This window comes from Variovorax paradoxus EPS (genome assembly GCF_000184745.1).
Lineage (GTDB): Bacteria > Pseudomonadota > Gammaproteobacteria > Burkholderiales > Burkholderiaceae_C > Variovorax > Variovorax paradoxus_C.
In genome coordinates this window covers 2097395-2120678 of record NC_014931.1, presented here as the reverse complement: position 1 = coordinate 2120678, position 23284 = coordinate 2097395, and the positions used below count along the sequence as shown (strand labels likewise).

The 23284-nt window shown below is 67.6% G+C and carries 20 protein-coding genes; 9 read left to right on the top strand and 11 right to left on the bottom strand.

Features of this window, described 5'->3' with window-relative positions:
- Positions 1 to 13: 13 nt before the first annotated feature.
- The 8 genes from VARPA_RS09655 to VARPA_RS09620 all read right to left on the bottom strand — a co-directional run bounded on the left by VARPA_RS09655 (position 14) and on the right by VARPA_RS09620 (position 8208).
- Positions 14 to 718: an ABC transporter ATP-binding protein gene (locus VARPA_RS09655; RefSeq protein WP_013540373.1), complete on the bottom strand. Its 705-nt coding sequence runs from the start codon at positions 716 to 718 to the stop codon at positions 14 to 16.
- Complete coding sequence (locus tag VARPA_RS09650; protein WP_013540372.1) at positions 711 to 1505, bottom strand: ABC transporter ATP-binding protein; 795 nt, start codon at positions 1503 to 1505, stop codon at positions 711 to 713. The genes VARPA_RS09655 and VARPA_RS09650 overlap by 8 nt, the downstream gene beginning before the upstream one ends.
- Positions 1502 to 2515, bottom strand: a complete 1014-nt coding sequence (locus VARPA_RS09645; protein ID WP_013540371.1) for a branched-chain amino acid ABC transporter permease — start codon at positions 2513 to 2515, stop codon at positions 1502 to 1504. The genes VARPA_RS09650 and VARPA_RS09645 overlap by 4 nt, the downstream gene beginning before the upstream one ends.
- A 1-nt stretch (position 2516) precedes the next feature.
- Positions 2517 to 3389, bottom strand: a complete 873-nt coding sequence (locus tag VARPA_RS09640) for a branched-chain amino acid ABC transporter permease (protein WP_013540370.1) — start codon at positions 3387 to 3389, stop codon at positions 2517 to 2519.
- 324 nt (positions 3390 to 3713) lie between these two features.
- Positions 3714 to 4898 (bottom strand): ABC transporter substrate-binding protein, encoded by a 1185-nt coding sequence (locus tag VARPA_RS09635; protein ID WP_013540369.1) that lies wholly within the window; start codon positions 4896 to 4898, stop codon positions 3714 to 3716.
- A gap of 404 nt (positions 4899 to 5302) precedes the next feature.
- A complete protein-coding gene (locus VARPA_RS09630) occupies positions 5303 to 6289 on the bottom strand; it encodes a PDR/VanB family oxidoreductase (protein ID WP_013540368.1) in 987 nt (328 codons plus the stop codon).
- Between the two features lie 39 nt (positions 6290 to 6328).
- Positions 6329 to 7102, bottom strand: a complete 774-nt coding sequence (locus VARPA_RS09625; protein ID WP_013540367.1) for a GntR family transcriptional regulator — start codon at positions 7100 to 7102, stop codon at positions 6329 to 6331.
- Complete coding sequence (locus VARPA_RS09620) at positions 7099 to 8208, bottom strand: aromatic ring-hydroxylating dioxygenase subunit alpha (protein WP_013540366.1); 1110 nt, start codon at positions 8206 to 8208, stop codon at positions 7099 to 7101. Before VARPA_RS09620 ends, VARPA_RS09625 begins: the two co-directional genes overlap by 4 nt.
- Positions 8209 to 8355: 147 nt before the next feature.
- Between VARPA_RS09620 and VARPA_RS09615 the strand changes: the two genes are divergently transcribed.
- Genes VARPA_RS09615 through VARPA_RS09605 form a run of 3 tightly spaced genes read left to right on the top strand, consistent with a single transcriptional unit; the run spans position 8356 to position 11584 of the window.
- Positions 8356 to 9477: a 5-methyltetrahydropteroyltriglutamate--homocysteine S-methyltransferase gene (locus VARPA_RS09615; protein WP_013540365.1), complete on the top strand. Its 1122-nt coding sequence runs from the start codon at positions 8356 to 8358 to the stop codon at positions 9475 to 9477.
- Between the two features lie 27 nt (positions 9478 to 9504).
- Complete coding sequence (locus tag VARPA_RS09610) at positions 9505 to 10170, top strand: glutathione S-transferase family protein (RefSeq protein ID WP_013540364.1); 666 nt, start codon at positions 9505 to 9507, stop codon at positions 10168 to 10170.
- Positions 10171 to 10204: 34 nt separating this feature from the next.
- Positions 10205 to 11584, top strand: coding sequence for a phospholipase D-like domain-containing protein (locus tag VARPA_RS09605; protein ID WP_013540363.1), 1380 nt, complete (start codon positions 10205 to 10207; stop codon positions 11582 to 11584).
- Here VARPA_RS09605 and VARPA_RS09600 read toward each other — a convergent pair.
- Positions 11562 to 12275, bottom strand: a complete 714-nt coding sequence (locus tag VARPA_RS09600) for a TetR/AcrR family transcriptional regulator (protein ID WP_013540362.1) — start codon at positions 12273 to 12275, stop codon at positions 11562 to 11564. The two genes, VARPA_RS09605 and VARPA_RS09600, sit on opposite strands and share 23 nt — an antisense overlap.
- A gap of 99 nt (positions 12276 to 12374) precedes the next feature.
- Between VARPA_RS09600 and VARPA_RS09595 the strand changes: the two genes are divergently transcribed.
- Genes VARPA_RS09595 through VARPA_RS09575 form a run of 5 tightly spaced genes read left to right on the top strand, consistent with a single transcriptional unit; the run spans position 12375 to position 19014 of the window.
- A complete protein-coding gene (locus tag VARPA_RS09595; RefSeq protein ID WP_013540361.1) occupies positions 12375 to 13391 on the top strand; it encodes an HlyD family efflux transporter periplasmic adaptor subunit in 1017 nt (338 codons plus the stop codon).
- Complete coding sequence (locus VARPA_RS09590) at positions 13391 to 15190, top strand: ATP-binding cassette domain-containing protein (protein ID WP_013540360.1); 1800 nt, start codon at positions 13391 to 13393, stop codon at positions 15188 to 15190. Before VARPA_RS09595 ends, VARPA_RS09590 begins: the two co-directional genes overlap by 1 nt.
- A complete protein-coding gene (locus tag VARPA_RS09585; protein ID WP_013540359.1) occupies positions 15187 to 16323 on the top strand; it encodes an ABC transporter permease in 1137 nt (378 codons plus the stop codon). Before VARPA_RS09590 ends, VARPA_RS09585 begins: the two co-directional genes overlap by 4 nt.
- 18 nt (positions 16324 to 16341) lie before the next feature.
- Positions 16342 to 17460, top strand: a complete 1119-nt coding sequence (locus VARPA_RS09580; protein ID WP_013540358.1) for an ABC transporter permease — start codon at positions 16342 to 16344, stop codon at positions 17458 to 17460.
- Between the two features lie 15 nt (positions 17461 to 17475).
- Positions 17476 to 19014: an efflux transporter outer membrane subunit gene (locus tag VARPA_RS09575; RefSeq protein ID WP_013540357.1), complete on the top strand. Its 1539-nt coding sequence runs from the start codon at positions 17476 to 17478 to the stop codon at positions 19012 to 19014.
- Here VARPA_RS09575 and VARPA_RS09570 read toward each other — a convergent pair.
- Positions 18998 to 20089: an ROK family protein gene (locus VARPA_RS09570; RefSeq protein ID WP_049794372.1), complete on the bottom strand. Its 1092-nt coding sequence runs from the start codon at positions 20087 to 20089 to the stop codon at positions 18998 to 19000. The two genes, VARPA_RS09575 and VARPA_RS09570, sit on opposite strands and share 17 nt — an antisense overlap.
- Positions 20090 to 20198: 109 nt before the next feature.
- Here VARPA_RS09570 and VARPA_RS09565 point away from each other — a divergent pair, with 109 nt between their 5' ends.
- Positions 20199 to 21755, top strand: a complete 1557-nt coding sequence (locus VARPA_RS09565; protein WP_013540355.1) for a glycine betaine ABC transporter substrate-binding protein — start codon at positions 20199 to 20201, stop codon at positions 21753 to 21755.
- An 89-nt stretch (positions 21756 to 21844) separates the two neighbouring features.
- Here VARPA_RS09565 and VARPA_RS09560 read toward each other — a convergent pair whose 3' ends face one another.
- Positions 21845 to 23281 (bottom strand): aldehyde dehydrogenase family protein, encoded by a 1437-nt coding sequence (locus tag VARPA_RS09560; protein WP_013540354.1) that lies wholly within the window; start codon positions 23279 to 23281, stop codon positions 21845 to 21847.
- Positions 23282 to 23284 lie beyond the last annotated feature (3 nt).

Genomic DNA, 23284 nt, shown 5'->3' with positions numbered 1-23284 from the left:
TCCTTAAAGGCCGCTACCGCGCCACGCCCAGCAGCCGTTCGAGCACCTGCGGCTGGCTGCGCAGCGCCGCCGCGCTGTCGGTGTGAACGATGGTGCCGTGGTCGAGCACCACCGCGTGATCGGAAATCGCGAGGATCGCCTGCGGATGCTGCTCCACGATGATCGCGGCCAGCCCCTCGTCCTGCGTGATGCGTCGGATGGCGCGCAGCAGCTCTTCCACGATGATCGGCGCGAGGCCTTCAAGTGGCTCGTCGAGCAGCAGCAGCTTGGGGTTGAGCACCAGCGCGCGGCCGACTGCCAACATCTGCTGCTCACCGCCCGACAACTGCGTGCCTAGATTGGTCTTGCGTTCTGCAAGGCGCGGAAACATCTCGTAGACGCGCTGCGGGTTCCACTTGCCCGGGCGCTCCACCGCGGTGAGGTTCTCGTGCACCGTGAGCGACTTGAAGATGTTGCGCTCCTGCGGCACCCAGCCGATGCCGGCTGCCGCACGCTGATGCGGTGCCAGCTTGTGCAGTGCCTGTCCACCGAGCGCGATGGTGCCGCCGTGCTGCCGCGTGGCGCCGGCCAGCGTGTTGATGAGCGTCGTCTTGCCCGTGCCGTTGCGGCCGAGCAGCGCGAGCGTCTGCCCCTCGCCGAGCGCGAACGCCACGTCGTGCAGCACCACAGCTTCGCCATAGCCCGCACTCAGGTTCTCGATGCGCAGCAGCTCAGACATGGGCGCCCTCCGTTCCCGTTCCATGGCCCAGGTAGACCTCTTTCACCTTCGGATCGTTGGCGATGGTCTCGGGGTCGCCCTCGGTCAAGAGCGTGCCGTTGACCAGCACCGTCATGCGGTCGGCGAAGCTGAACACCAGGTCCATGTCGTGCTCGATCAGCAGCACCGACACATCGGCCGGCAGTGCGGCCACGGTCTCGAGCAACTCCTCGCGCTCGCCAGCGGGCACGCCCGCCACAGGTTCATCGAGCAGCAGCACACGCGGCTCGCAGGCGAGCGCGATGGCGATCTCCAGCAGGCGACGCTTGCCGTAGGCCATGAACTTGGTCTGTTGCTTCGCGACATCCGACAGGTGGAACTGTTCGAGCAGTTGCCCCGCCCGCTCCGCAATCCCCTTGGTGCCGCCGAGCGGGCGCCACCATTGCGCGGCAATGCCCTTCTGCTGCGACACCACGAGCGCCAGCGTCTCCAGCGGCGTCATCGAGTCGAACAGCTGGTTGATCTGAAAGGTGCGCACCAGCCCGCGCGCCACGCGCTTGTGCGGCGCGAGCGTGGTGATGTCTTCGCCGAGCAGCGTGATGCGGCCTTCGGTCGGCACGAGCACGCCGGTCAGCAGGTTGATCAGCGTGGTCTTGCCCGCGCCGTTCGGGCCGATCAGCGCATGGCGTGCGCCCCGCTTCAATTCCATCGTGACGTTGTTGGTGGCCGTGATGCCGCCGAAGCGCATCACCAGTCCTTGCGTCGAAAGCACGGTATCGGCGGTGGTGGGGGTGGTGGTGATGGTCATGCCGCACCGCCTTTCTTCTTGCCCATGCCGAACCACGTCCACGGCTTGAGCAAGCGGTCGCGCCCCACGAGCACCAGCAGCACGAGGATGAGGCCGATCCAGAACATCCAGTACTGCGGCGTCACGGCCGAGAGCCAGTTCTGCAGCAGCTTGAAGACGATCGCGCCCGCCACGCCGCCATAGAGCCAGCCCACGCCGCCGATCACCAGCATCAGCAGCACATCGGCCGAGCGGTCGAAGGCCAGCACGTCGAGCGAGGCGAAGCCGGTGGTCTGCGCGAGCAGCGCGCCCGCCGCGCCGGCAATGCCGGCCGCCACGGTGTAGATGACCGCGAGCCGCGACACCACCGGAATGCCGATGGCCATCGCGCGCAACCGGTTGTCGCGGATCGCCTTCAACGTCGCGCCGAATGGCGAATGCACCAGCCGGCGCATCACGAGGAACAGCACCAGCATCACCGCCAGCGAATACCAGGCGGCGGTCCGGCCGTACAGGTCGAACTCGAACAGGCCGAGCACCGGTCCCATCACCACGCCCTGCAGGCCGTCGGCGCCGCCGGTGAGCCAGTCGAGCTTGTTGGCCAGTTCGAGCAGCAGCAGCGCGGTGCCGAGCGTGACCATCAACCGCGTGAGGTCGCTGCCGCGCAGGATCGTCACGCTGGCCACGAGGCCGAGCAGCGCCGAGAGCACGGTTGCGAACACCAACCCAACGGTCGGGTCCGGCATCACGAGCTTGGCGAACAGCGCGGCCGCATACGCGCCGAAACCGAAGAACGCGGCATGGCCGAGCGAGACGATGCCGGTGTAGCCGAGGATGAGGTCGAGCGACATCGCGAACAGCGCGACGATGGCGATCTCGTTGACCAGCAGCGAGTGCGAGGGCATTAGGAGCGGCAACGCGAAGGCCACGGCCCAGACCACGAACTCCCAAGGCCGCCAGCGCGCGGTGCGCAGCAGGGCCGATTCGTAGGTTGCGGTGTTGGTGGAAGAAGACGAAGAAGGCGCGCTCATCTCAACGCCCTCCCTTGCGCGTGAACAGCCCTTGCGGCCGCCACATCAGGATCAGGATCATCAGCAGGTAGACGGTGAACGCGCCCATCTTCGGAATGAAGTACTTGCCCGCCACGTCGGCGATGCCGAGCAGCAGCGCGGCAGCGAGCGGGCCGGTGATCGACGAGGTGCCGCCCACCGACACCACGATCAGGAAATAGATCATGTACTTGAGCGGAAAGGTCGGATCGAGCCCGAGGATTTCCGCGCCCAGCGCACCGCCCAGCCCCGCGAGCCCCGAGCCCACGGCGAAGGTCATGAGGAACACGATGTTCACGTTGATGCCCAGGCCCGCAGCCACGCGCGGGTCGTCGACCGCGGCGCGCAGCCGGCTGCCGAAGCGCGTCTTCGAGAGGATGAGCTGCAGCACGACGGTGAGCACCGCGCACACGGCAATGATGAAGATGCGGTAGTGGCCCATGCCCAGAAGAAACGCGCCATCGCCGAACTCGCTGCGTCCGCGCAGCCATTCGGGCAGTTGCAGGTTCTGCTGCGACGAGCCGACGAAATAGTCGACCGCCGACACGGCCATGAAGGCAAGGCCGATGGAAAAGAGCACCTGGTCGAGATGCGGCTTGCCGTACATCGGACGGTAGAGCGTGCGCTCGAGCAGCGCGCCGGCCAGCGCGACGACGATGAACGCGAACGGCAGGCAGGCCAGGAACGGCATGCCGAGCTTCTGCATCGCGAATACGGTGAGATAACCGCCGGCCATGGCGAAGGCGCCGTGCGCGAGGTTGATGAAGTTCATCAGCCCGAGCGTCACGGCCAGTCCCACGGCGAGGACGAAGAGCAGCATGCCGTAGGCGATGCCGTCGAAAAGAATGGTCAGCATGTCTGTTGTCTGCGTCTGAGGGTGCGTTCGTTCTGGATGCTGTTGTTCAGGGCGGGTGCACAGGCCACCGGGTACTCCCCTCCGCGAATGTCCCCCGGGGCTTCGCCCCTCCTCCTTGATTTCGCTGCGGGGAGCACCCGATGCCCCGCGCACTTGGGCACGCTGCTGGCATATCGCTGATCAACGCCGGCCCCGAAACGATCCCGCCGATGGGGTGCCTTGCGCAGCGAAATAAAGGAGGAGCGAAGCGGGGGACATTCGCTTCGCCGTGTACCCCGTCGGCGGGATCGCTGCCCTGAACGCCCCCCACCACGAGGCACCGAATTACTTCGCCTTGCCCGGGTCCTTCACACCCTTGATCACATCGAACTCGACGTTGTAGAGCTGCCCGTCCTTCTTCTCGACCTTGCGCAGGTACACGTCCTGCACGATGTCGCGGGTCTGCGCATCGATCAGCACCTGGCCGCGTGGGCTCTCGAAGACCTGGCCCTTCATGGCCGCCAGCAGCGCTTCGCCGCCGCCCTGGCCCTTGGTGGTCTTGAGCGCTTCGTAGATCACGCGCATGCCGTCGTAGCCGCCCACGGCCATGAAGTTCGGGCGCATCTTGGGGTTGGCCTTCTGGAAGGCTTCGACGAACTTCTTGTTCATCGCGGAGGGGTGGGCGGCCGAGTAGTGGTGCGAGGTGACCACGCCCAGCGCGCCGTCGCCCATGTCGTTGAGTTGATCGTCGTCGGTCACGTCGCCGGTGGCGATCAGCTTGATGCCGGCCTTGTCCATGCCGCGTTCCAGGAACTGCTTCATCACCGCCGCGCCCGCGCCCGAGGGCACGAAGACGAACAGCGCATCGGGCTTGGCGTCGCGCACCTTCTGCAGGAACGGCGCGAAGTCGGGGTTGCGCAGCGGCACGCGGAGTTTCTCGATCACCTTGCCGCCGTTGAGCTGGAAGCGCTCGCTGAAGAACTTCTCGGCGTCGTTGCCGGGGCCGTAGTCGGCCACCAGCGTGACCACCGTCTTCACGCCGTTCTTCGGCGCCCAGTCGCCCATGACCACCGACACCTGCGGCAGCGTGAAGCTGGAGCGCACGATGTAGGGCGAGGCCTCGGTGATGCTCGACGTGGCCGCGGCCATCACGACCTGCGGCGTCTTCGATTGCGTGGCCAGCGGCGCGGCGGCCAGCGCGGCCGGCGTGACGCCGAAACCGGCGATCACGTTCACCTTGTCGTTGACGATGAGTTCCTGCGCAAGGCGCTTGGTGACGTCGGGCGTGGCCACGTCGTCCTTGACGATCAGCTCGATTTTCTTGCCGGCCACGGTGTCGCCGTTCTGCGCCATGTACAGGCGCGCCGCGGCTTCGATCTGCCGGCCGGTGGAGGCCTGCTGCCCGGTCATCGGCAGGATGAGGCCGATCTTGAAGGTGTTGCTCTGCGCGCTGGCCAGCGGCAGTGCGAAGGCGGTGGCGAGCGCGATCGCCGAGAGGCCCGCGGTCTGGATGAGGTGGCGTCTTTGCATGAGGTTTTCCTAGGAGGGACGGAATGCGAAACCGGGGCTATTTTCAACACTTTGCAACATTCGGCGGAGCAGGCAATCACCTAGCCGGCCCCTCTCGCGGGCCTTTGTTGCGCGATCAATAAATGAACTGCGCGATGATCGCGCAGCACTCTTCGCCGCCACCGTTGCGGCTGATCTCACCACCGTTGCGGCTGATGTCACCACCGTTGCGGCTGATGTCACCACCGTTCGGGCTGATGTCACCATCGTTCGGGCTGAGCCTGTCGAAGCCTTGCGCACGGCTTCGACAGGCTCAGCCCGAACGGATGGGGCGCACGGCCCGAACGGATGGGGCGAACGGCCCGAACGGATGGGGCGAACGGCCCGAACTAATGGGGGCGAGCAGCCCGAACGGCCGGGGGATATCAACTGTCGGCGCGGTAAGCGGAATCGAGCGTGAGCGTACCCACGGCGCGTGACACGCAGGCGCAGATGCGGGTGGTGGCTGCTTTCTCGTGGGCGCTCAGGAACACGTCGCGGTGATCGACTTCGCCTTCGACCGAGAGCACGTCCGTGGCGCAGAGGCCGCATTCGCCGCGCTTGCAGTCCGAGAGGGTCTGCACGCCGGCGGCGTCGAGCGCATCGAGCAGGGTGCAGTCGGCGGGCACGGTGATCGACAGGTCGTGCCGGGGGATGCGCACCGTGAAAGCCTGCGTTGCAAGGCGGCCGCTGCTGCCGAAGGTTTCGAAGCGCAGGTCCGCCGGGGCGCGGCCGGCCGCCTCCCAGGCGCGCTTGACGGCTTCGAGCATCGGCACCGGGCCGCAGGTGTAGAGCTGACCGCCGGGCGGCAGCTCGGCGATGGCGGCTTGGAAATCGATTGGCTTCGAGCCTTCGTGCGCGGCGACGTTCTCGCCGAGTGCCTCCTGCAGATGCGGGAGGTAGCCGAACTCGCCGGCATGGCGTGCGCCGTAGAGCATCTTCACCGGCACCCCGCTGCGCTTCGCATGGGCGCCGAGGCGCTGCGCCATCAGCACGAGCGGCGTGATGCCGATGCCGCCCGCCACCAGCAGGTACCCGGGCGCGGAAAGGTCGAGCGCAAAGTGGTTCTGCGGCGCGCTCACCTGCAGCCGGTCGCCGGGCGCCAGTTGCCACATCGCGAGCGAGCCGCCGCGGCCGTCGTCCAGGCGCTTGACCGCGATGCGCCAGCACTGGCCGTCGCCCTCGCCGACGAGCGAATACGAGCGCGTCTGCAGCCTGCCCTGCGCAGTCATCACCTGCACCTGCAGGTGGGCGCCGGGTTCATACGACGCGGCAAAGCCCGACTCGGGCCGGAGCTCGAACTCGCGCACCGTGGGCGTGACATCGCGCAGCGCAACCACCTGCGCCTGCATCCATTGAAGATCGCTTTTCATCGGGGGACACCAACAAAGAAAGAGAGAGAACGGTCGCGATCAGCCGCGGCGGCGGATCAGTTGCACGCCGGGCAGCGGGCGCTGCTCGGCGGTCGGCGTGCCGTGCAGCGCCTCGCGCAGGTTGCGTCGCGCGATGCGGCTGTGCTCGCGCATCAGCGCCTCGGCGCGCGAGCCTTCGCCGGATTCGATGGCGTCGAGCACCTGCAGGTGCTGGTCCTGCGCAATCACGAGCATGTCGCGCGCGGCCGGCGAATTGGCCTGCACGATGACGAAGCCCGACGGCGAGGCGAACGGCAGGTTGACCACGCGCTCCAGTTGCTGCGCGATGACCGGGCTGCCGGCCATCTCGCACAGCAGCGCATGGAATTTCTCGTTGTGCGTGACGTAGCGGGAGAACGCCGCATCGTCGAGCGCGGGCTCGCGCAGCAGTTCGTCGATGCGTTGCAGGCAGGCGCGCGCTTCACGCAACACGACGGGCGCCGCGCCGCGTTCGGCCGCGAGACGGGCGACCAGTCCTTCGAGCGTGCCGCGCAGCTCGATGGCATCGGCCACGTCGCGCTCGGAGAACGTGCGCACCGCGTACCCACCGTTGGGCAGCGCTTCGAGCAAGCCTTCCTGTTCGAGCCGCATCAGCGCGCTGCGCACCGGCGTGCGCGAGACGCCGAGCTGTTCGGAGATCGCCACTTCGGCGATGCGCGCACCGCCGGGCAGTTCGCCCGCAAGGATCATTTCGCGCAGCCGCAACTGCGCCTTCACGGCCTGCGAACTGCCGGTGTCGCCGGGTTCGATGGGGGAAACCACGGCGGCCTTCATGCGGCCTGCTTCTGGTCGACGGGCCGGATCGGGATCGCGGCGCGCGCGGGCTTTTCCTTCTCGACCATGCGGTCGATCAGCCGGCGCGCCCACATCGAACCGGCATCGATGTTGAGGTTGTAGAACTGGTGGTCGGGGTGGTCGTCCATCGCCTTCTGCTGGGCTTCGAGCACCAGTTCGTCTTCGCGGAAGATGCCGGCCACGCCTTCGCGCAACTCGTGCGTGAGGCGCTGCTCGCCGAGGCAGTAGTTGCGCGCGAACGCCCAGAAGTAGAGGCAGGTCTTGTCGGTCTCGGGCGTGATGGTGTTGAGCACGTAGCCGTTGACGCCCTTGCTGCGGTCGCCGGGGTTGCCGTCCTTGGGTACCGCGCCGCTGCCGGCCTCGGCCACGCCGACGTCGATGTTCACCGTGCACGGACCTTCGAAACGGATGATCTGCCAGCGATCGACCTTGCCCGTGTAGCCGCGCGCATGGCGGATCTGGCCGCCCCAGAACGGCGGCGCGTCGATGCCTTCCATCCAGCGCGTGACGGTGGCCGAGCGGTCGCCGTGCGTGGCGACGAAGGGCGCCTCGGCGACTTCGCGGTTGCCGATGGAGGAGCCGTGCACGAAGGTCTCGTGCGTCAAGTCCATGAGGTTGTCGACCACGAGCCGGTAGTCGCAGTTGACGCGGATCATCTTGCCGTCGCCGGCCCAGGCGGGGTCGTCGTTCCAGTGCATGTCGGGCACGAGCGCCGGGTCGGCCTTGGCCGGGTCGCCGGGCCAGATCCAGACGAAGCGGTGCTTCTCGACCACCGGAAAGCTGCGCACGCAGGCCGAGGGATTGAGCGTTTCCTGGCTCGGCATGTGGGTGCAGCGGCCCTGGCTGTTGTAGACGAGGCCGTGATAACCGCAGACCAGTTCGTCGCCTTCGAGGCGGCCGAGCGAGAGCGGCATCAGGCGGTGCCAGCAGGCGTCTTCGAGCACTGCCACCTGGCCGTCGGTGCGGCGGAACAGCACCACTTTCTGGTTGCAGATCGTGCGGGACAGCAGCGCGTGGCGCACTTCGACGTCGTAGGCGGCGGCGTACCAGGCGTTCAGTGGAAAGGCGGTCGTGGGCGTTTTCATGAATACCCAATGTATACAGAAATCATGAAATAGACAGCTTGAAACGCCTGATCCAAGGGTAAATACCGACATCAACGTATACAAACAAGTCACTTTCGAAGGCGATAGGATGCTCCGTTCGTTATCAGCCACGACGGAGTTCACCCCATGTCCCAGCACGCCGCCCTGCCCGCACGCTACGACCACGTCGGCAGTTTCCTGCGCCCCAAATACCTGCTCGAAGCGCGCGAGCAGAAAGCCAAGGGCGAGATCACGCCCGAGCAACTGCGCACGGTCGAAGACAAGGCCATCACCGAGATCGTCCGCTTCCAGGAAGACATCGGCCTCAAAAGCATTACCGACGGCGAGTTCCGCCGCACGTACTTCCACATCGACTTTCTCGACCAGTTGGGCGGCGTGAAGACCGACATTCCGGTCACCATCCGCAAGCCCGACGGCACCGAGGAACTGGCGCCGCCCGCGATGCGCGTGATCGACAAGGTGCGCCACGTCAAGGACATCCAGCTTGCCGATTTCCAGTACCTCAAGAGCCAGGTTTCCGCGGGCCGCACGCCCAAGGTGACGATCCCCTCGCCGACCATGCTGCACTTCCGCGGCGGCCGCGCCGGCATCAGCAAGGACGCGTACCCCGAGCTCGACCCGGTGTTCTACGACGACGTAGCCAAGGCCTATGGCGACGAACTGCGCTCGCTGGCCGCCGCCGGCTGCACCTACGTGCAGATGGACGACACCAACCTTGCCTACCTCTGCGACGAGCACATGCGCGAAGCCGCCCGCAAGCGCGGCGACGACCCGAACGAACTGCCGCATCGCTATGCCGCATTCATCAACAAGGTGGTCGCGCAGAAGCCGCCGGGCATGTTGCTCGCGATGCACCTGTGCCGCGGCAACTTCAAGAGCACGCACGCCGCGGCCGGCAACTACGAGCCGGTGGCCGAGGCGCTCCTGAAGGAGATGGACCTGGACGCCTACTTCATGGAATACGACGACGCCCGCTCGGGCGACTTCAAGCCGCTGCGCTATCTGCCCAAGGGCAAGACGGTGGTGCTGGGCCTCGTGACCACCAAGTTCGGCGAGATGGAGGACAAGGACGAGCTCAAGCGCCGCATCGAGGACGCCGCCAAGTACGCGCCGCTCGAGCAGCTCGCGCTGTCGCCGCAGTGCGGCTTCTCCAGCACGGTGCATGGCAACAACATCGCAGTGGAAGCGCAGCGCAACAAGCTGCGCCTGGTGGTCGAGACGGCGCAGGAGGTCTGGGGCTCGACCTGAGGCACCGTTTCTGGTGAAGTCGGGGGCATGACGACTCACATCTATTCCGGCCCCCTCAGCATGTTCGGCGCCAAGGTCGAGATCGCGGCACGCGAAAAAGGCGTCGCCTTCGACCTCGTCATGGTGCCGTTCACCAAGGACGACGCCTACGAGCCGAAGCACCCCGAGGTGCTTCGGGTCAACGCCGTCAAGCAGCAGGTGCCCGTGCTGGTCGACGACGCGGTGGCGCTGTTCGACTCGACCCAGATCTTCGAATACCTCGAAGACCGCTACCCCACTCCCGCCCTGTGGCCCGAAGGCATCGCCGACCGGGCACGGGCGCGGCAGCTGGAGCAGAAGGCCGACGAGGTGTTCTTCCCGAACGTCATCAAGCTCTTCGGCCTGCAGAACGACATGCAGAGCGCGCCGGCCGTCGCCGCGTGCGCAGCCTGCGCGCGCTACTACGCCGAGATGGAAGGCCTGCTCGCCGGACGCGAATACCTCGCGGGCCCCTACTCCTTCGCGGACATCGCCTTCTACATGGCCTGCATCTTTGCCGACCGCAAGGGCGCCGGCATGACCGATGCGACGCCACGCCTCATCGCCTGGCGCAACCGCGTGCGCGACCGACCCGCGGTGCATGCGGTGGTCGATCCGATGATGAAGTTCCTCGCCTCCGAGGGCCGCGAGGTGCCCGCCTTCCTGCAGCGCTGATCCATTGCAGGCGCGCTGAGGCATCATCGGCCCCATGCCGACTCCTGCGTTCGACTGGCTGCCCTCTCCCTCGCAGCATTTCCTCGTCGTCACTTTTGCGCTGCTGGTCTACGTACTGACCACGCGCGCGCGCCGCGAGCAGCGCGCCCCCACCACCGCCATCGCGTGGGTGATGGGGCTGGTGCTGATGCCCTACCTGATCCTCCCGATCTACCTGCTGTTCGGCCAGCGCAAGCTGCGCCCGGCCGGCTCGCCGCGGCCGCCGCGCTCGGTGCCGCCGGGGCACTGGGCGGCCGACCTGATCGAGAGCTTCGGCCTCGCGCCGCCGGGGCGTTGCGCGGTGCGCCTGCATGCCGACGGCGAGCAGGCGCGGCTCGCGTTGTTCGAGGTGATCGACGGCGCGCGCGAGCGCATCGACGTGTGCACCTTCATCATCGGCGACGACCCGCTGGGCCATGCGGTGCTGGCACGGCTCGCGCAGCGTGCGCGGGACGGCATCAAGGTGCGGGTGCTGCTCGACGGCTTCGGCGCGCTCTCGCTGCCGCGCCATCACTTCGACCTGCTGCGCGCGGCGGGCGGCGAGGTGGCGGTGTTCCGTCCCTTCTTCAGCCTGCGCCGCACCGGGCCGCGCAACCTGCGCAACCACCGCAAGTTCACCATCGCCGACGACGGCTGGCTCTGGTCGGGCGGGCGCAATCTCGCGGGCGAATACTTCACCGGCAACGACAAGCACCCCGAGGCCTGGCGCGATCTTTCTTTCGACCTGCGCGGCAGCGTGGCGGCCGCTGCGGCACGCCAGTTCGATCACGACTGGCGCTCGGTGCGCGTGCGCAAGGCGCGGGCCATCACCTGCGACGACCTGCTCGAAGCCCCCGGCACCGCGATGGCCCAGTTCCTGCCGAGCGGCCCCGACCAGACCGAGGACACGGCGCATGCGCTGCTGATCGACGCGTGCTTTCGCGCCGAGCACCGCATCCTCGCGATCACGCCCTACTTCGTGCCCGGCGACGGCCTGCGCGATGCGCTGCGGCTGGCGGCCCGGCGCGGCGTGCAGGTGACGATCGCGATGCCCGCGCAATCCAACCATCGCCTGGCCGACTTCGTGCGCGCCCGCGCCATGCGCGACCTGGCGCGCGCGGGCGTGAGCTTTCGCATGCTGCCCTTCATGGCGCACGCCAAGGCGGTGGTGGTCGACAACGAGCTGGCGATGTGCGGCTCGATCAACCTCGATCTGCGCAGCCTGCTGCTGAACCACGAGGCGGCGGTCGTGTTCTACGGCGCGAACGAGATCGACTGGCTGGCCGAGTGGATCGACACCACCGCCTCGGCCGGGGAGCCGTATCGCGCGCGGCGGCCGGGCCTCGTGCGCGACGTGGCCGAGGGGCTGCTGCTTACCGTCGCTTTCCAGCTTTAGCCGGCGCTGCCACGGACTCGGCCGGCTCAGCGGCCTTGGCTTCCTTCGCCACCGCATCGAGACCGGCAAGCACGTAGCGCATCAGGTCGTCGGCCAGGGCCTGGGTGTCCTTCAGCGCCGGCAGCACCTTGTTGCTCAGGTCCTTGGGCGCCACCATCATCACGATGCACGGCAGCACGGTGAACAGCAGTGCGCGCTGCACCGCCGGATGGTCGTCGGGCAATCCCACGATGGCACCGAGCAGGCCGCGCAGCAGCTTGGCCTTGGGCAGCACCGCGCGCTTGATCATCATCGGCAGCGCCGGCGACGGCGACAGGGCTTCCCGCAGCACCACGCGGAAACCCCAGGGCGCCTTGGGCTGGCTGCCCATCTCGATCAGGTGCGTGAGAAACGCACGCAGCTTGAGCCGCGGATCGCTCGATGCGCTGGCGAGGCTGGCCAGCTCGTCGATGCTCACCACCTGTCGGTGCGCCTCGATCAGCACGGCCTCGTAGAGCCCGTCGCGGCCGTTGAAGTGGTAGTTGATCGCGGCCATGTTGGTGCCGGCGCGGGTGCAGATTTCCTTGCTCGTGGCATCGGCGAAACCGCGTTCGGCGAACAGCTGGCCCGCGGTCTCCAGGATGTGCAGGCGCGTGGTGTTGCCGTCGGTGCGCTGCGCGCGCACGGAAGTACTGGAAGAGCTGGTGGCCATGGGCCAAGGTTAATCGAATTGAAAAATAACTTCAAATTCAAATTTGAATTTGATAACATCCGGCCGCATCCGAGTCCGCAAACCGGCAGGAAACACGCCATGAACAAGAAACCTCTCATCGCCGTCGCTGTCGTCGCGCTGCTGCTCGCCGCGGCCGGCGGCTGGTGGTACGCCCACCGCTCGGCCGCGCCGTCCGACCGGCTCGTGCTCTACGGCAACGTCGATGTGCGCCAGGTCTCGCTCGCCTTCAACGCCAACGACCGCGTGGCCGAGCTCGCGGTGCGCGAAGGCGACCACGTCCGGGCAGGCCAGGTGCTCGGCAGGCTCGACACCCGCACGTTGGCGTTGCGCGTGGCGCAGTCGCAGGCGCGCATCGGCGTACAGGAGCAGGCCCTGCTGCGCCTGAAGACCGGCAGCCGCCCTGAGGAAGTGGCGCAAGCCGGCGCGCAGGTGGCCGGCGCGCAGGCGGATGCCGACCTCGCGCAGCAGCAGCTCGCGCGCCTGCAGGGCATCAGCCAGACCACCGCCGGCCGTGCGGTGAGCCAGCAGGACCTCGACAGCGCGCAGGCCAAGCGCAAGGTGGCCCTCGCGCAACTGGACAACGCACGCAAGGCGCGGCAACTCGTCGTCACCGGCCCGCGCAAGGAAGACATCGCGCAGGCGCAGGCCCAGCTCGAATCCGCGCGCGCCGACCTCGCGCTCATGAACCACCAGCTCACCGAAGCGGAACTGAAGGCGCCCATCGACGCCGTGGTGCGCGCCCGCCTGCTCGAACCCGGCGACATGGCCTCGCCGCAGCGTCCGGCGTTCACGCTCGCGATCACCGATCCCAAGTGGGTGCGCGCCTATGTGGCCGAGTCTGATCTGGGCCGCGTGAAGCCGGGCCAGGCCGCCAGCGTGAGCACCGACAGCCACCCTGGCGAGGCCATCGCCGGCAAGGTCGGCTACATCGCCTCGGTGGCGGAGTTCACGCCCAAGACCGTGCAGACCGAGGAGCTGCGCAGCAGCCTCGTCTACGAGATCCGCGTGATGGTCGAGGACAAGCAGGACCGCCTGCGCCTGGGCATGCCGGCCACCGTGCGGCTGCAGTTCTCCGACACCACCGGCAAGCCCTGATGTCCGCCACCGGGCCGGCGGTTGCCGGACGCTCCCTGCACAAGCGCTTCACGCTCAAGTCGTCGAAGCAAGCTGTGCACGCGCTCGACGGCGTGTCGCTCGAAATCCCCGCGGGGACGCTCACCGCGCTGGTCGGGCCGGACGGCGCGGGCAAGACCACGCTGCTGCGCCTGGTGGCCGGCCTCATGCGAGCCGACCAGGGCGAGCTGCGTGTGCTCGGCATCGACGTGTCGGCCGACCCGCAGGCGGTGCAGGACCGCATCAGCTACATGCCGCAGCGCTTCGGCCTCTACGACGACCTGAGCGTGCAGGAGAACCTGGACCTCTACGCCGACCTGCACGGCGTCTCGAAGGACAAGCGCCGCGAGCGCTATGCGCGGCTGATGGAAATGACCGACCTCGGCCGCTTCACCGACCGCCCCGCGGGCAAGCTCTCGGGCGGCATGAAGCAGAAGCTGGGCCTGGCCTGTACGCTGGTGCGCTCGCCCGACCTGCTGCTGCTCGACGAGCCGACCGTGGGCGTCGATCCGCTCTCGAGGCGCGAACTCTGGCAGATCGTGCAGCAGTTGGTGGACGACGAAAAACTGTCGGTGATCGTGAGCACCGCCTACCTCGACGAGGCCGAGCGCTGCAGCCATGTGTTCGTGCTGCGTGAGGGCAAGCTGCTCGCGCAAGGCACGCCGGCTGAGATTCGCGACCATGCACAGGGCCTGTGCTTCATCGCCGCGCCGCCGGAGGGCGAACCGCCACGCCTGATGCAGGCCCGCCTGCTCGATGCGCAGCAGGACATCGTCGATGCCGTGCCGCAAGGCGGCGAGGTGCACTTCATCCGTCGCAAGGACACGGACGATGCGGCGCTCGCCACGCTGCTGGCTGGCGCGCACGCGGAGCCGGTGCCGCCGCGACTCGAAGACGGCTTCATGACGCTGCTGCGCACGCAGCAAGCATCCGCGCCAATCACGACCGCAGCCGCGACGGCGAACCGCGCCAAGGGCAACTCCGACGAAGTCGTCATCGAAGTGAAAGACCTCGTGCGCCGCTTCGGCGACTTCGTCGCCGTCGCGAGCACCAGCTTCTCGGTGCGGCGCGGCGAAATCTTCGGCCTACTCGGTCCCAACGGCGCGGGCAAGACCACCACCTTCCGCATGCTCTGCGGCCTCTTGCCTGCGAGCGGCGGCCAGTTGCGCGTAGCCGGCGTGGACCTGCGCCATGCGCGCGCAGAGGCGCGCCAGCGCATCGGCTACGTCTCGCAGAAGTTCGCGCTCTACGGCAACCTCACGGTGCGTGAAAACCTCTCGTTCTTCGGCGGCGCCTACGGCCAGCGTGGGCAGCGGCTGCGCGACCGCATGGACACGGTGCTGCGCCAGTTCGACCTCGAACGCGAACTCGACACACCCAGCGGCCAGTTGCCCGGCGGCTACCGCCAGCGCCTCGCGATGGCCACCGGCCTCTTGCACGAGCCCGAGATCCTGTTCCTGGACGAACCCACGAGCGGCGCCGACCCGCTCGCGCGCCGCGAGTTCTGGCGCCGCATCACCGCGTTGGCCGAAGGCGGCACCACCATCGTCATCACCACGCACTTCATGGAAGAGGCCGAGTACTGCGACCGCATCGTGATCCAGGACGCCGGCAAGGTGCTCGCCATCGGCACACCACGCGAGGTGCGCGCGCAGGCGCTGGACGGCGACGACGGCGACAAGCGCATCGACATGGAACAGGCCTTCATCGGCATCGTCGAGAAGGCGCGGCGCAGGGGCAAGGAAACCCCGGCGAAGCAGCGTGAAGGAACCACGGCATGAGCGGCTTCTGGTCACGCCTCATCTCCCTCACGCGGAAGGAATTCCGCCAGTTGCTGCGCGACCGCAGCAACCTCGCGATCGGCATCCTGCTGCCGACGGTGCTGATCCTGATCTTCGGCTACGGCATGTCGCTGGACGTGAAGAACGCCCCCGTGGCCGTGGTGATGGAAGACGCCTCGCCGACGGCGCACGAAGCCATCGCCGGCCTGCAGCTCTCGCCCACCATCGCGCCGGTACTGCTGGGCTCGATGCACGACGCCGAGGAACTGATGCGCGAGCGCAAGGTCGACGGCATCGTGCGCATCCCGAGCGACTTCTCGCGCGCGCTGGCCGCGGGCAACGCGCGCGTGCAGCTGATCGTGCATGGCGCCGACGCGGGCCGCGCGACCATCATCCTCGCCTACGTGAGCGGCGCCCTCGCCCAGACGGCCGTGCGGCGGGCCGACCGCCTCGGCAGCACGACGGGCGCCGACGCGCCGCCCGTGGGCAGCGTCACCGTCGAGCAGCGCATGTGGTTCAACGCCGCGAACACGAGCACCTGGTACCTGGTGCCGGGGCTCATCGTGCTCATCATGACGCTGGTCGGCGCCTTCCTCACCGCGCTGGTGATGGCGCGCGAATGGGAGCGTGGCACGCTCGAGGCGCTGTTCGTCACGCCGGTGCGGCCGGTCGAGATATTGCTGGCCAAGATCATTCCGTACTTCGGCGTCGGCATGCTGGGGCTGGCGCTGTGCCTCCTGGCCGCGCGCTTCCTCTTCGCGGTGCCGATGTACGGCTCGCTCGTCGTGGTGGTGTTCAGCTCGATGCTCTACCTGATCGTGGCCGTGAGCCTGGGCCTGGTCATCTCGTCGGTCACGCGCAACCAGTTCCTCGCGAGCCAGATCGCACTGATCGCGACCTTCATGCCCTCGATGATGCTGTCGGGCTTTCTCTTCGACCTGCGCAACGTGCCCACGGCCGTGCGCGTCATCGGCCATGCGCTGCCGGCCACCTACTTCATGGACCTGATCAAGACGCTGTTCCTCGCGGGCGACGTCTGGCCGCTCATCTGGCGCAACTGCGGGATCTTGCTGTGCTACGCCGTCGGCCTGCTGCTGATCGCACGCGCCGTCACGCGCAAGAGCCTTGACTGAGGCGCGAAGGAAAACACGATGATCGATTTCCTGCTGCGCATCGCCAACCTCTGCAAGAAGGAGCTGCTCGCGATCCTGAAGGACCCGGCAACGCGCACGATCCTCTTCGCGCCCGCGCTGCTGCAGAGCCTCATCTTCGGCTACGGCGCGACCTACGATCTTGCGAACGTGCCCTATGCGTTGCTCGACCAGAGCCGCACCGGCGCGGCAACAGAACTCATTGCGCGCCTGGACAGCACCGGCGTCTTCCAACGCGTGGCCACGCTGCGCACGCAGGGCGACATCCGCGAGGTGATCGACACCGAGAAGGCGCTGCTGGTGATCCAGATCGCGCCCGATTTCGAGCGACAACTCAGCGCGGGGCAGCCCGCCGCCATCCAGCTGATCCTCGATGCGCGCAACTCCAACACCGCGGGCTCGGCAGCCGGCTACGTGAGCGCGGTGGTCGAGCGCTACAACGCCGAACTGCGCACGCGCGCGGGCGCACCGCCCGTGCCGCTGGTCATCGAATCGCGCGCCTGGTTCAACCCGAACCTGGAGACGCGCTGGAACCTCCTGCCCGGCATGATCGCCGCGCTCAGCATGCTGCAGACGCTGCTGCTCACCGCGCTTTCGGTGGCACGCGAGCGCGAGCAAGGCACCTTCGACCAGTTGCTGGTCACGCCGATGTCGCCGCTCGAAATCATGATCGGCAAGGCGCTGCCGCCGGTACTGGTCGGGCTCGCGCAGTCATCGCTGATCCTCGTGGTGGCGCTCTTCTGGTTCGGCATTCCGATGGCGGGCTCGCTGGTCACGCTCTACACCGGGCTCATCTTCTTCACCGTGGCGAGCGTGGGTATCGGCCTGTCGATCTCGGCCGTGTCGGCCAACATGCAGCAGGCCATGCTCTACACCTTCGTGCTGCTGATGCCGATGATGCTGCTGTCGGGCCTGACCACGCCGGTGCGCAACATGCCGCATGTGCTGCAGGTGATCACCATGGCCAATCCGCTGCGCTTCGCCATCGACCTGGTGCAGCGCGTGTACCTCGAAGGCGTCGGGCTGGGCACGGTCTGGCACAACCTGATTCCGCTTTCGATCATCGCGGTCGTCACGCTGCCGCTGGCGGCCTGGCTCTTTCGCAGTCGTCTCGTCTGATAACGGGAGCACCTCATGCCTCTCACTTTCCATTTCACATGCAACGCCGTGGCCGCTGCCGCGCTGGCACTTCTCATCGGCGGTTGCGCCGTGGGTCCAGACCACAAGCCTTCGGAACCGCGCACGCCCGCGGACTGGTCGAGCTGGCACGGCGGCTCGCCCACGTTGCTGGGTGCAGAACGCAGTGCGGCGCCCGCGACGGCATCCATCACATCCGGCGACTGGAAGGCCTTCAACGATCCGGTGCTCGACCGGCTGCAGGCGATGGTGCTCGCCGCCAACCCCGACCTGCAGACCGCCGCGCTGCGCTTCGCGCAGAGTCGCGTGCAGCGCGCCACCGCGGCCGCCCAGCGCGGCCCTCAGGTCAACGCGAGCGCGGGCGTCACGCGGCAACGGCAAAGCGAGAGCGGCGCGGCCACGCGGATGATCGATGCGCTGGGCTCCTCGGTTGCCAACAAGGATCAGTTGATCCGCACGCTCAGCGAGCCCTACAGCCTCTACCAGGCCGGCTTCGATGCCTCGTGGGAAATCGACCTCTGGGGCCGCGTGCGTCGTGCGGTAGAGGCCGCCGACGCGGATGCGGCCGCGTCAGCCGCGATGCTGGAGCAAGCCAAGCTCAGCGTGCAGGCCGAACTCGCGCGCAACTACTTCGAACTGCGCGGCATGCAGCGCGAACTGCGCATCGCGCGCGCCGACATCGCGGCCGCCACCGAGTCGCTCGAACTCGTGCAGGCGCGCGCCGATGGCGGCCTCGTCACCGACCTCGACCCGGTGCGCCAGCGCACCCTGCTGGCCGAACTGCGCGCGCGCATTCCAGCGCTGCTGCAGCAGGAGGCCGATGCGATGAACCGCATCACGCTGCTGATCGGCGCGCCACCCGGCAGGTTGAACACGGAACTTGCGGACGCTGCCACCGACAGCGCGGGCGATGCGCCACCTTTGCCCGACCTCGCGCTCGGCCTCCCCGCCGATCTCGCGCGGCGCCGCCCCGACATCGCTGCGGCCGAAGCGCAATTGCATGCCGCCACCGCGCGCGTCGGCGTGGCCGTGGCCGATCTCTATCCGCGCGTCACGCTGGGCGCGGGCTTCGGCTACGAGTCGGTCGGCAGCGAGCGCTTCGGCGATTGGGGCGGCCGGCAATGGCATGTCGGCCCGTCGCTCAGCCTGCCGATCTTCGACAACGGCCGCCGCCGCAGCACTGTCGACCTGCGCGAGCTACAGCAGCAGGAGGCGGCCGTCGCCTTTCAGCAGATGGTGCTCAAGGCCTGGCACGAGATCGACACCGCGCTCAACGCCTACAGTGCCGAGCGCCAACGCCATGCCGAACTCGTCGAGCGCGAGCGCCAGAGCCACGATGCGCTCACGCTCGCGCATGCGCGCTATGCGAACGGTCTCACCGATTTCAGCGTCGAACTCGACGCGCGGCGTGCGCTGCTGCAGGCGCGCCGAGAACAGGCGCAGAGCACGAGCCGGCTCTCGGTGAACCTGGTGTGCGTTTACAAGGCGCTCGCGGGCGGCGTGCCGTCGATGAAGGAGCTCAGCGCCGGTTCGTGAAGCTCGCGTTTCCGAGCCCGGTGCCGATCGTCAGCACGCCCCAGTGCTGCACGTCGCGCATGAAGGGCAGCTCGCTCAGACCCTGCACGACGGCGTCGTTGTGCATCAGCACCAGCGTGGGGCCGGAGCCGATCATCGGCATGCGGCGCCACAGTGCGCTCGGCAGATGGAAGGCGTGGCTTTCCCAGTCGCCCGGCAGGTTCTGCGCGCCGCGAGCGATCGAGCCGTCGGGGCGTATGAGCCCGGGGCAGCCGATGCCGATGAAGGGCGCGAGCCGGATCTTCTTGCGCTCGCTGTAGCGCACCATGTCCTCGAGCATGTCGGCGATGTGCTCGACCATGTTGCTGCGGTTCGGCTCGTCGTCCGCATGGCGCCATTTCTCGCGCCGCACCACCTTCGCGAGCGAGAAGTCGCGCGCCTTGCGGTGGCGGGTCTTGACGATGCCGCAGCGCACGTTGGTGCCGCCGATGTCCACCGCGAGGATGGCGTCGTGCCCTTTGAGCATCTCGCGCGGCGCCAGGTGCACCCAGCCGATCAGGCCGCCGTCGTCGACGTTGTGCGAGAGGCGCCCGAGCTGCACATGGACGCCCAGGTCTTCGAGGATGGCCCCGGTCTGCAGAACCGCCCGCTCGCCCACATGGCTCTCCGGAAAGCCGCCGCCGACGACGATTCGCTGCACGTTGTGCCATGAAGGCTGGCGCAAGAAGCGCTGGATCACCGAGGCCAGCTCTTCCGAAAATTCCGAGACGGCCGCGTGCATCACGTAGCCGGCGTCGAACTCCTTTTTTTCCTGCAACGCGAGGTCGAGTTCGCGCTTGCTGAGATCGCGCGAGTGCTGGCCGCCGAGCGGGTCCTTGCCGTTGTTCTTGCGGCTGCGCTTGCGCCAGCGTTCGAGCAGTTCCCTGAAAGCCGTCTGGCTGGCCTGGTCGCCGACGAAGCCGTCCTTGTCGCGTAGCTGGAGGCTGTAGCCCTCGACCGTCAGACCGGGCAACTCGCGCAGTCCGTGAACGTCGGGGCCGGGCAGATCCTCTTTCGAGGTGCGGGTCGATTTCTTCTTGGCGGTCTTGGGCTTCATGGCATTCACTATGGCCCGCGCGCGCCCTGGCATGCATCGGCTCCGCACACCACGGCGTGTAGGAGAGCGGCGGGTACGCCGAACGAGGTGTTCTCTATACACTGCCCCGATGCTGCACCTGCCCCGCCGCCTCTGGCGCGCCGCCCTGTTGTTCTCGATGGCCTGGATGGCCGCGGTCTCCGGCCCCGCGCAGGCCGCGGACGAGGCGCTGCGCGTCGGCTCCAAGCGCTTCACCGAGTCGTACATCCTCGCCGAGCTGCTCGCGCAGACGGCGGCGCCGCATACCGCGTCGCCGCCCGTCGTGCGGCAGGGGCTGGGCAACACGGCCATCGTCTACGAAGCGCTGCGCTCGGGCGCCATCGATCTCTATGCCGAGTACACCGGCACCATCGCGCTCGAAATCCTCAAGGGCTCGCCGGCGGACACACGCGAGGCGATGAACGCAGCGCTTGCGCCGATGGGTTTGGGCGTGGCGATTCCGCTGGGCTTCAACGACGGCTATGCGCTGGCCGTGCGTGCGGCCGATGCGGAGCGGCTCGGGCTTCGCACGCTGAGCGATCTTGCGAAGCACCCCGAACTCAAGCTCGGCCTTTCGAACGAATTCCTCGGCCGTGCCGATGGCTGGAAGGGCCTGGCCGCTCGCTACGGGTTCACGCAAACGCCGACCGGCCTCGACCATGGCTTGGCGTATGAAGCGGTGGCCGCCAAGCAGATCGATGCGATCGACATCTACACCACCGACGCGAAGATCGATCACCTGGGCCTTCGCGTGCTGGAGGACGACCGGCGGTACTTTCCGCGCTACGACGCGGTGGTGCTTTACAAGCTCGATCTGCCCACGAGGCTGCCGAAAGCATGGGCCGCGCTGCAGACGCTCGAAGGCAAGGTCGACGAGCACGCGATGATCGCCATGAACGCACGCGCCGAACTGCAGAGCGTGCCCTTCGACGTGATCGCGCGCGACTTCATCGCCGGCACCGGCAAGACAGGAGCGGCGCCAGCGCAGGACACCCGCCGCGGCTTCACCGCCAAGCTCTTCGGCCCCGACCTCTGGAAGCTCGCGCGCCAGCACCTGCTGCTGGTGGCAGTGTCGGTGGGCATCGCGATCCTGATCGGCGTGCCGATCGCGATCCTCGTGTTCTCGCATGTGCGGCTGCGTGCCGTGGTGCTCGGCATCGCGAGCCTGATGCAGACGGTGCCTTCGCTGGCGCTGTTGGCGGTGTTGATTTCGATGCTCGGCGCGATCGGTGCGCTGCCGGCCTTGATCGCGCTCACCCTCTACTCGCTGCTGCCGATCATGCGCAACACGGTGACGGGTCTGGCCGAAGTGCCGAACGGGCTGCGGCTCGCGGGCACCGCGCTCGGCATGACGCCGCCGCAGAGCCTTCAGCTCGTGCTGCTGCCGCTGGCGCTGCCTACGCTGTTGGCGGGCGTGCGCACGGCCACCGCGATTGCCATCGGTACGGCGACGATTGCGGCATTCATCGGCGCAGGTGGATTCGGCGAGCGCATCGTGACCGGCCTCGCACTGAATGACCGCGAACTGCTGCTGGCCGGCGCACTGCCGGCTGCGGCGATGGCGTTGATCAGCGAAGGGATCTTCGAACTGATCGAGTGGACGATGCGCCGTCGCCGACGCGCACCGCCATCTTCGCTTCCGCAATGAGGCAGTCGCGCCGCCCCTAGCCGTTCACGCTGAGCCTGTCGAAGCGCCGCGCGAGGCTTCGACAGGCTCAGCCCGAACGGTTTTGCGGATCAGGCCAGCGTGTAGGCCGTCTTCACCGTGGTGAAGAACTCCTGCGCGTACTTGCCCTGCTCGCGCGGGCCGTAGCTCGAACCCTTGCGGCCACCGAACGGCACGTGATAGTCCACACCGGCCGTCGGCAGGTTGACCATCACCATGCCAGCCTGGCTGTGGCGCTTGAAGTGCGTCGCGTACTTGAGCGAAGTCGTCGCGATGCCGGCGGAGAGGCCGAACTCGGTGTCGTTGGCCGTGGCCAGCGCTTCTTCGTAGTTCTTCACGCGGATCACGCTCGCGACCGGGCCGAAGATTTCTTCCTTGTTGATGCGCATGCCGGCCGCCGATTCGCTGAAGAGCGCGGGCGACATGTAGTAGCCGTCGGTCTCCAGCTTCAAGAGTTCACCGCCGGCTGCCAGCGTGGCGCCTTCGCCCTTGCCGATGGCGATGTATTCCATGTCCTGGTTGAGCTGCGACTTCGAGGAGACCGGGCCCACGTCGGTGCCCTGCGCCAACGCGTCGCCGACCTTGATCTTGGCCATGCGCGTCTTCATCGCCTCGATGAACTTCGGGTAGATGCCTTCGGTCACGATCAGGCGGCTCGATGCGGTGCAGCGCTGGCCGGTCGAATAGAACGCGCTCTGCACGCTGAGCTCCACGGCCTGCGCGAGATCGGCGTCGTCGAGGACGATTTGCGGGTTCTTGCCGCCCATTTCGAGCTGCACCTTCTTGTGGTTGGTGACGCACTGGATCGCGATGTTGCGGCCCACGCCCACCGAGCCGGTGAAGCTGATCGCATGAATGCCGGGGTGGCTGACCAGCGCCTCGCCGATCACGCTGCCGCGGCCCATCACGAGGTTGAACACGCCGGCCGGAATGCCGGAGCGGCTGATGATTTCACTCAGCGCCCAGGCGCTGCCCGGCACGAGGTCCGCGGGCTTGAGCACCACGCAGTTGCCAAAGGCGAGCGCGGGCGCGATCTTCCAGGCGGGAATGGCGATGGGAAAGTTCCACGGCGTGATGAGGCCGACCACGCCGACCGGCTCACGCGTGATTTCCACGCCGATGTTCGGGCGCACCGAGGGGAGCAGTTCGCCCGAAAGACGCAGGCACTCGCCCGCGAAGAACTTGAAGATCTGGCCCGCGCGCGTGGCCTCGCCGATGCCTTCGGCCTTGGTCTTGCCTTCTTCGCGCGCGAGCAGCGTGCCGAGCTCTTCCTTGCGCGCGAGGATTTCGGTGCCGATCTTGTCGAGCGCGTCCGAGCGTGCCTGGATGCTGCCCGTGGCCCATGCCGGGAAGGCTGCGGTGGCAGCAGCCACGGCGGCATCGACATGCGCTGCATCGCCCTGCGTGTACTGGCCCAGCACGTCGGCCAGGTTGCTGGGGTTGACGTTGGGGCTGTAGCTCTTGCCAGCCAGCCATTCGCCATTGATGAGGTTGTTGAATTCAGTCATCGT

What these genes read in the sequence shown, in the direction of transcription:
- VARPA_RS09565 (WP_013540355.1), top strand. Translation starts at nt 20,199, where the DNA reads ATGCTGCACCTGCCCCGCCGCCTCTGGCGCGCCGCCCTGTTGTTCTCG.
- VARPA_RS09615 (WP_013540365.1), top strand. Translation starts at nt 8,356, where the DNA reads ATGTCCCAGCACGCCGCCCTGCCCGCACGCTACGACCACGTCGGCAGT.
- VARPA_RS09580 (WP_013540358.1), top strand. Translation starts at nt 16,342, where the DNA reads ATGATCGATTTCCTGCTGCGCATCGCCAACCTCTGCAAGAAGGAGCTG.
- VARPA_RS09620 (WP_013540366.1), bottom strand. Translation starts at nt 8,208, where the DNA reads ATGAAAACGCCCACGACCGCCTTTCCACTGAACGCCTGGTACGCCGCC.
- VARPA_RS09600 (WP_013540362.1), bottom strand. Translation starts at nt 12,275, where the DNA reads ATGGCCACCAGCTCTTCCAGTACTTCCGTGCGCGCGCAGCGCACCGAC.
- VARPA_RS09650 (WP_013540372.1), bottom strand. Translation starts at nt 1,505, where the DNA reads ATGACCATCACCACCACCCCCACCACCGCCGATACCGTGCTTTCGACG.
- VARPA_RS09575 (WP_013540357.1), top strand. Translation starts at nt 17,476, where the DNA reads ATGCCTCTCACTTTCCATTTCACATGCAACGCCGTGGCCGCTGCCGCG.
- VARPA_RS09570 (WP_049794372.1), bottom strand. Translation starts at nt 20,089, where the DNA reads ATGAAGCCCAAGACCGCCAAGAAGAAATCGACCCGCACCTCGAAAGAG.
- VARPA_RS09640 (WP_013540370.1), bottom strand. Translation starts at nt 3,389, where the DNA reads ATGCTGACCATTCTTTTCGACGGCATCGCCTACGGCATGCTGCTCTTC.
- VARPA_RS09595 (WP_013540361.1), top strand. Translation starts at nt 12,375, where the DNA reads ATGAACAAGAAACCTCTCATCGCCGTCGCTGTCGTCGCGCTGCTGCTC.
- VARPA_RS09560 (WP_013540354.1), bottom strand. Translation starts at nt 23,281, where the DNA reads ATGACTGAATTCAACAACCTCATCAATGGCGAATGGCTGGCTGGCAAG.
- VARPA_RS09625 (WP_013540367.1), bottom strand. Translation starts at nt 7,102, where the DNA reads ATGAAGGCCGCCGTGGTTTCCCCCATCGAACCCGGCGACACCGGCAGT.
- VARPA_RS09610 (WP_013540364.1), top strand. Translation starts at nt 9,505, where the DNA reads ATGACGACTCACATCTATTCCGGCCCCCTCAGCATGTTCGGCGCCAAG.
- VARPA_RS09645 (WP_013540371.1), bottom strand. Translation starts at nt 2,515, where the DNA reads ATGAGCGCGCCTTCTTCGTCTTCTTCCACCAACACCGCAACCTACGAA.
- VARPA_RS09655 (WP_013540373.1), bottom strand. Translation starts at nt 718, where the DNA reads ATGTCTGAGCTGCTGCGCATCGAGAACCTGAGTGCGGGCTATGGCGAA.
- VARPA_RS09585 (WP_013540359.1), top strand. Translation starts at nt 15,187, where the DNA reads ATGAGCGGCTTCTGGTCACGCCTCATCTCCCTCACGCGGAAGGAATTC.
- VARPA_RS09605 (WP_013540363.1), top strand. Translation starts at nt 10,205, where the DNA reads ATGCCGACTCCTGCGTTCGACTGGCTGCCCTCTCCCTCGCAGCATTTC.
- VARPA_RS09635 (WP_013540369.1), bottom strand. Translation starts at nt 4,898, where the DNA reads ATGCAAAGACGCCACCTCATCCAGACCGCGGGCCTCTCGGCGATCGCG.
- VARPA_RS09630 (WP_013540368.1), bottom strand. Translation starts at nt 6,289, where the DNA reads ATGAAAAGCGATCTTCAATGGATGCAGGCGCAGGTGGTTGCGCTGCGC.
- VARPA_RS09590 (WP_013540360.1), top strand. Translation starts at nt 13,391, where the DNA reads ATGTCCGCCACCGGGCCGGCGGTTGCCGGACGCTCCCTGCACAAGCGC.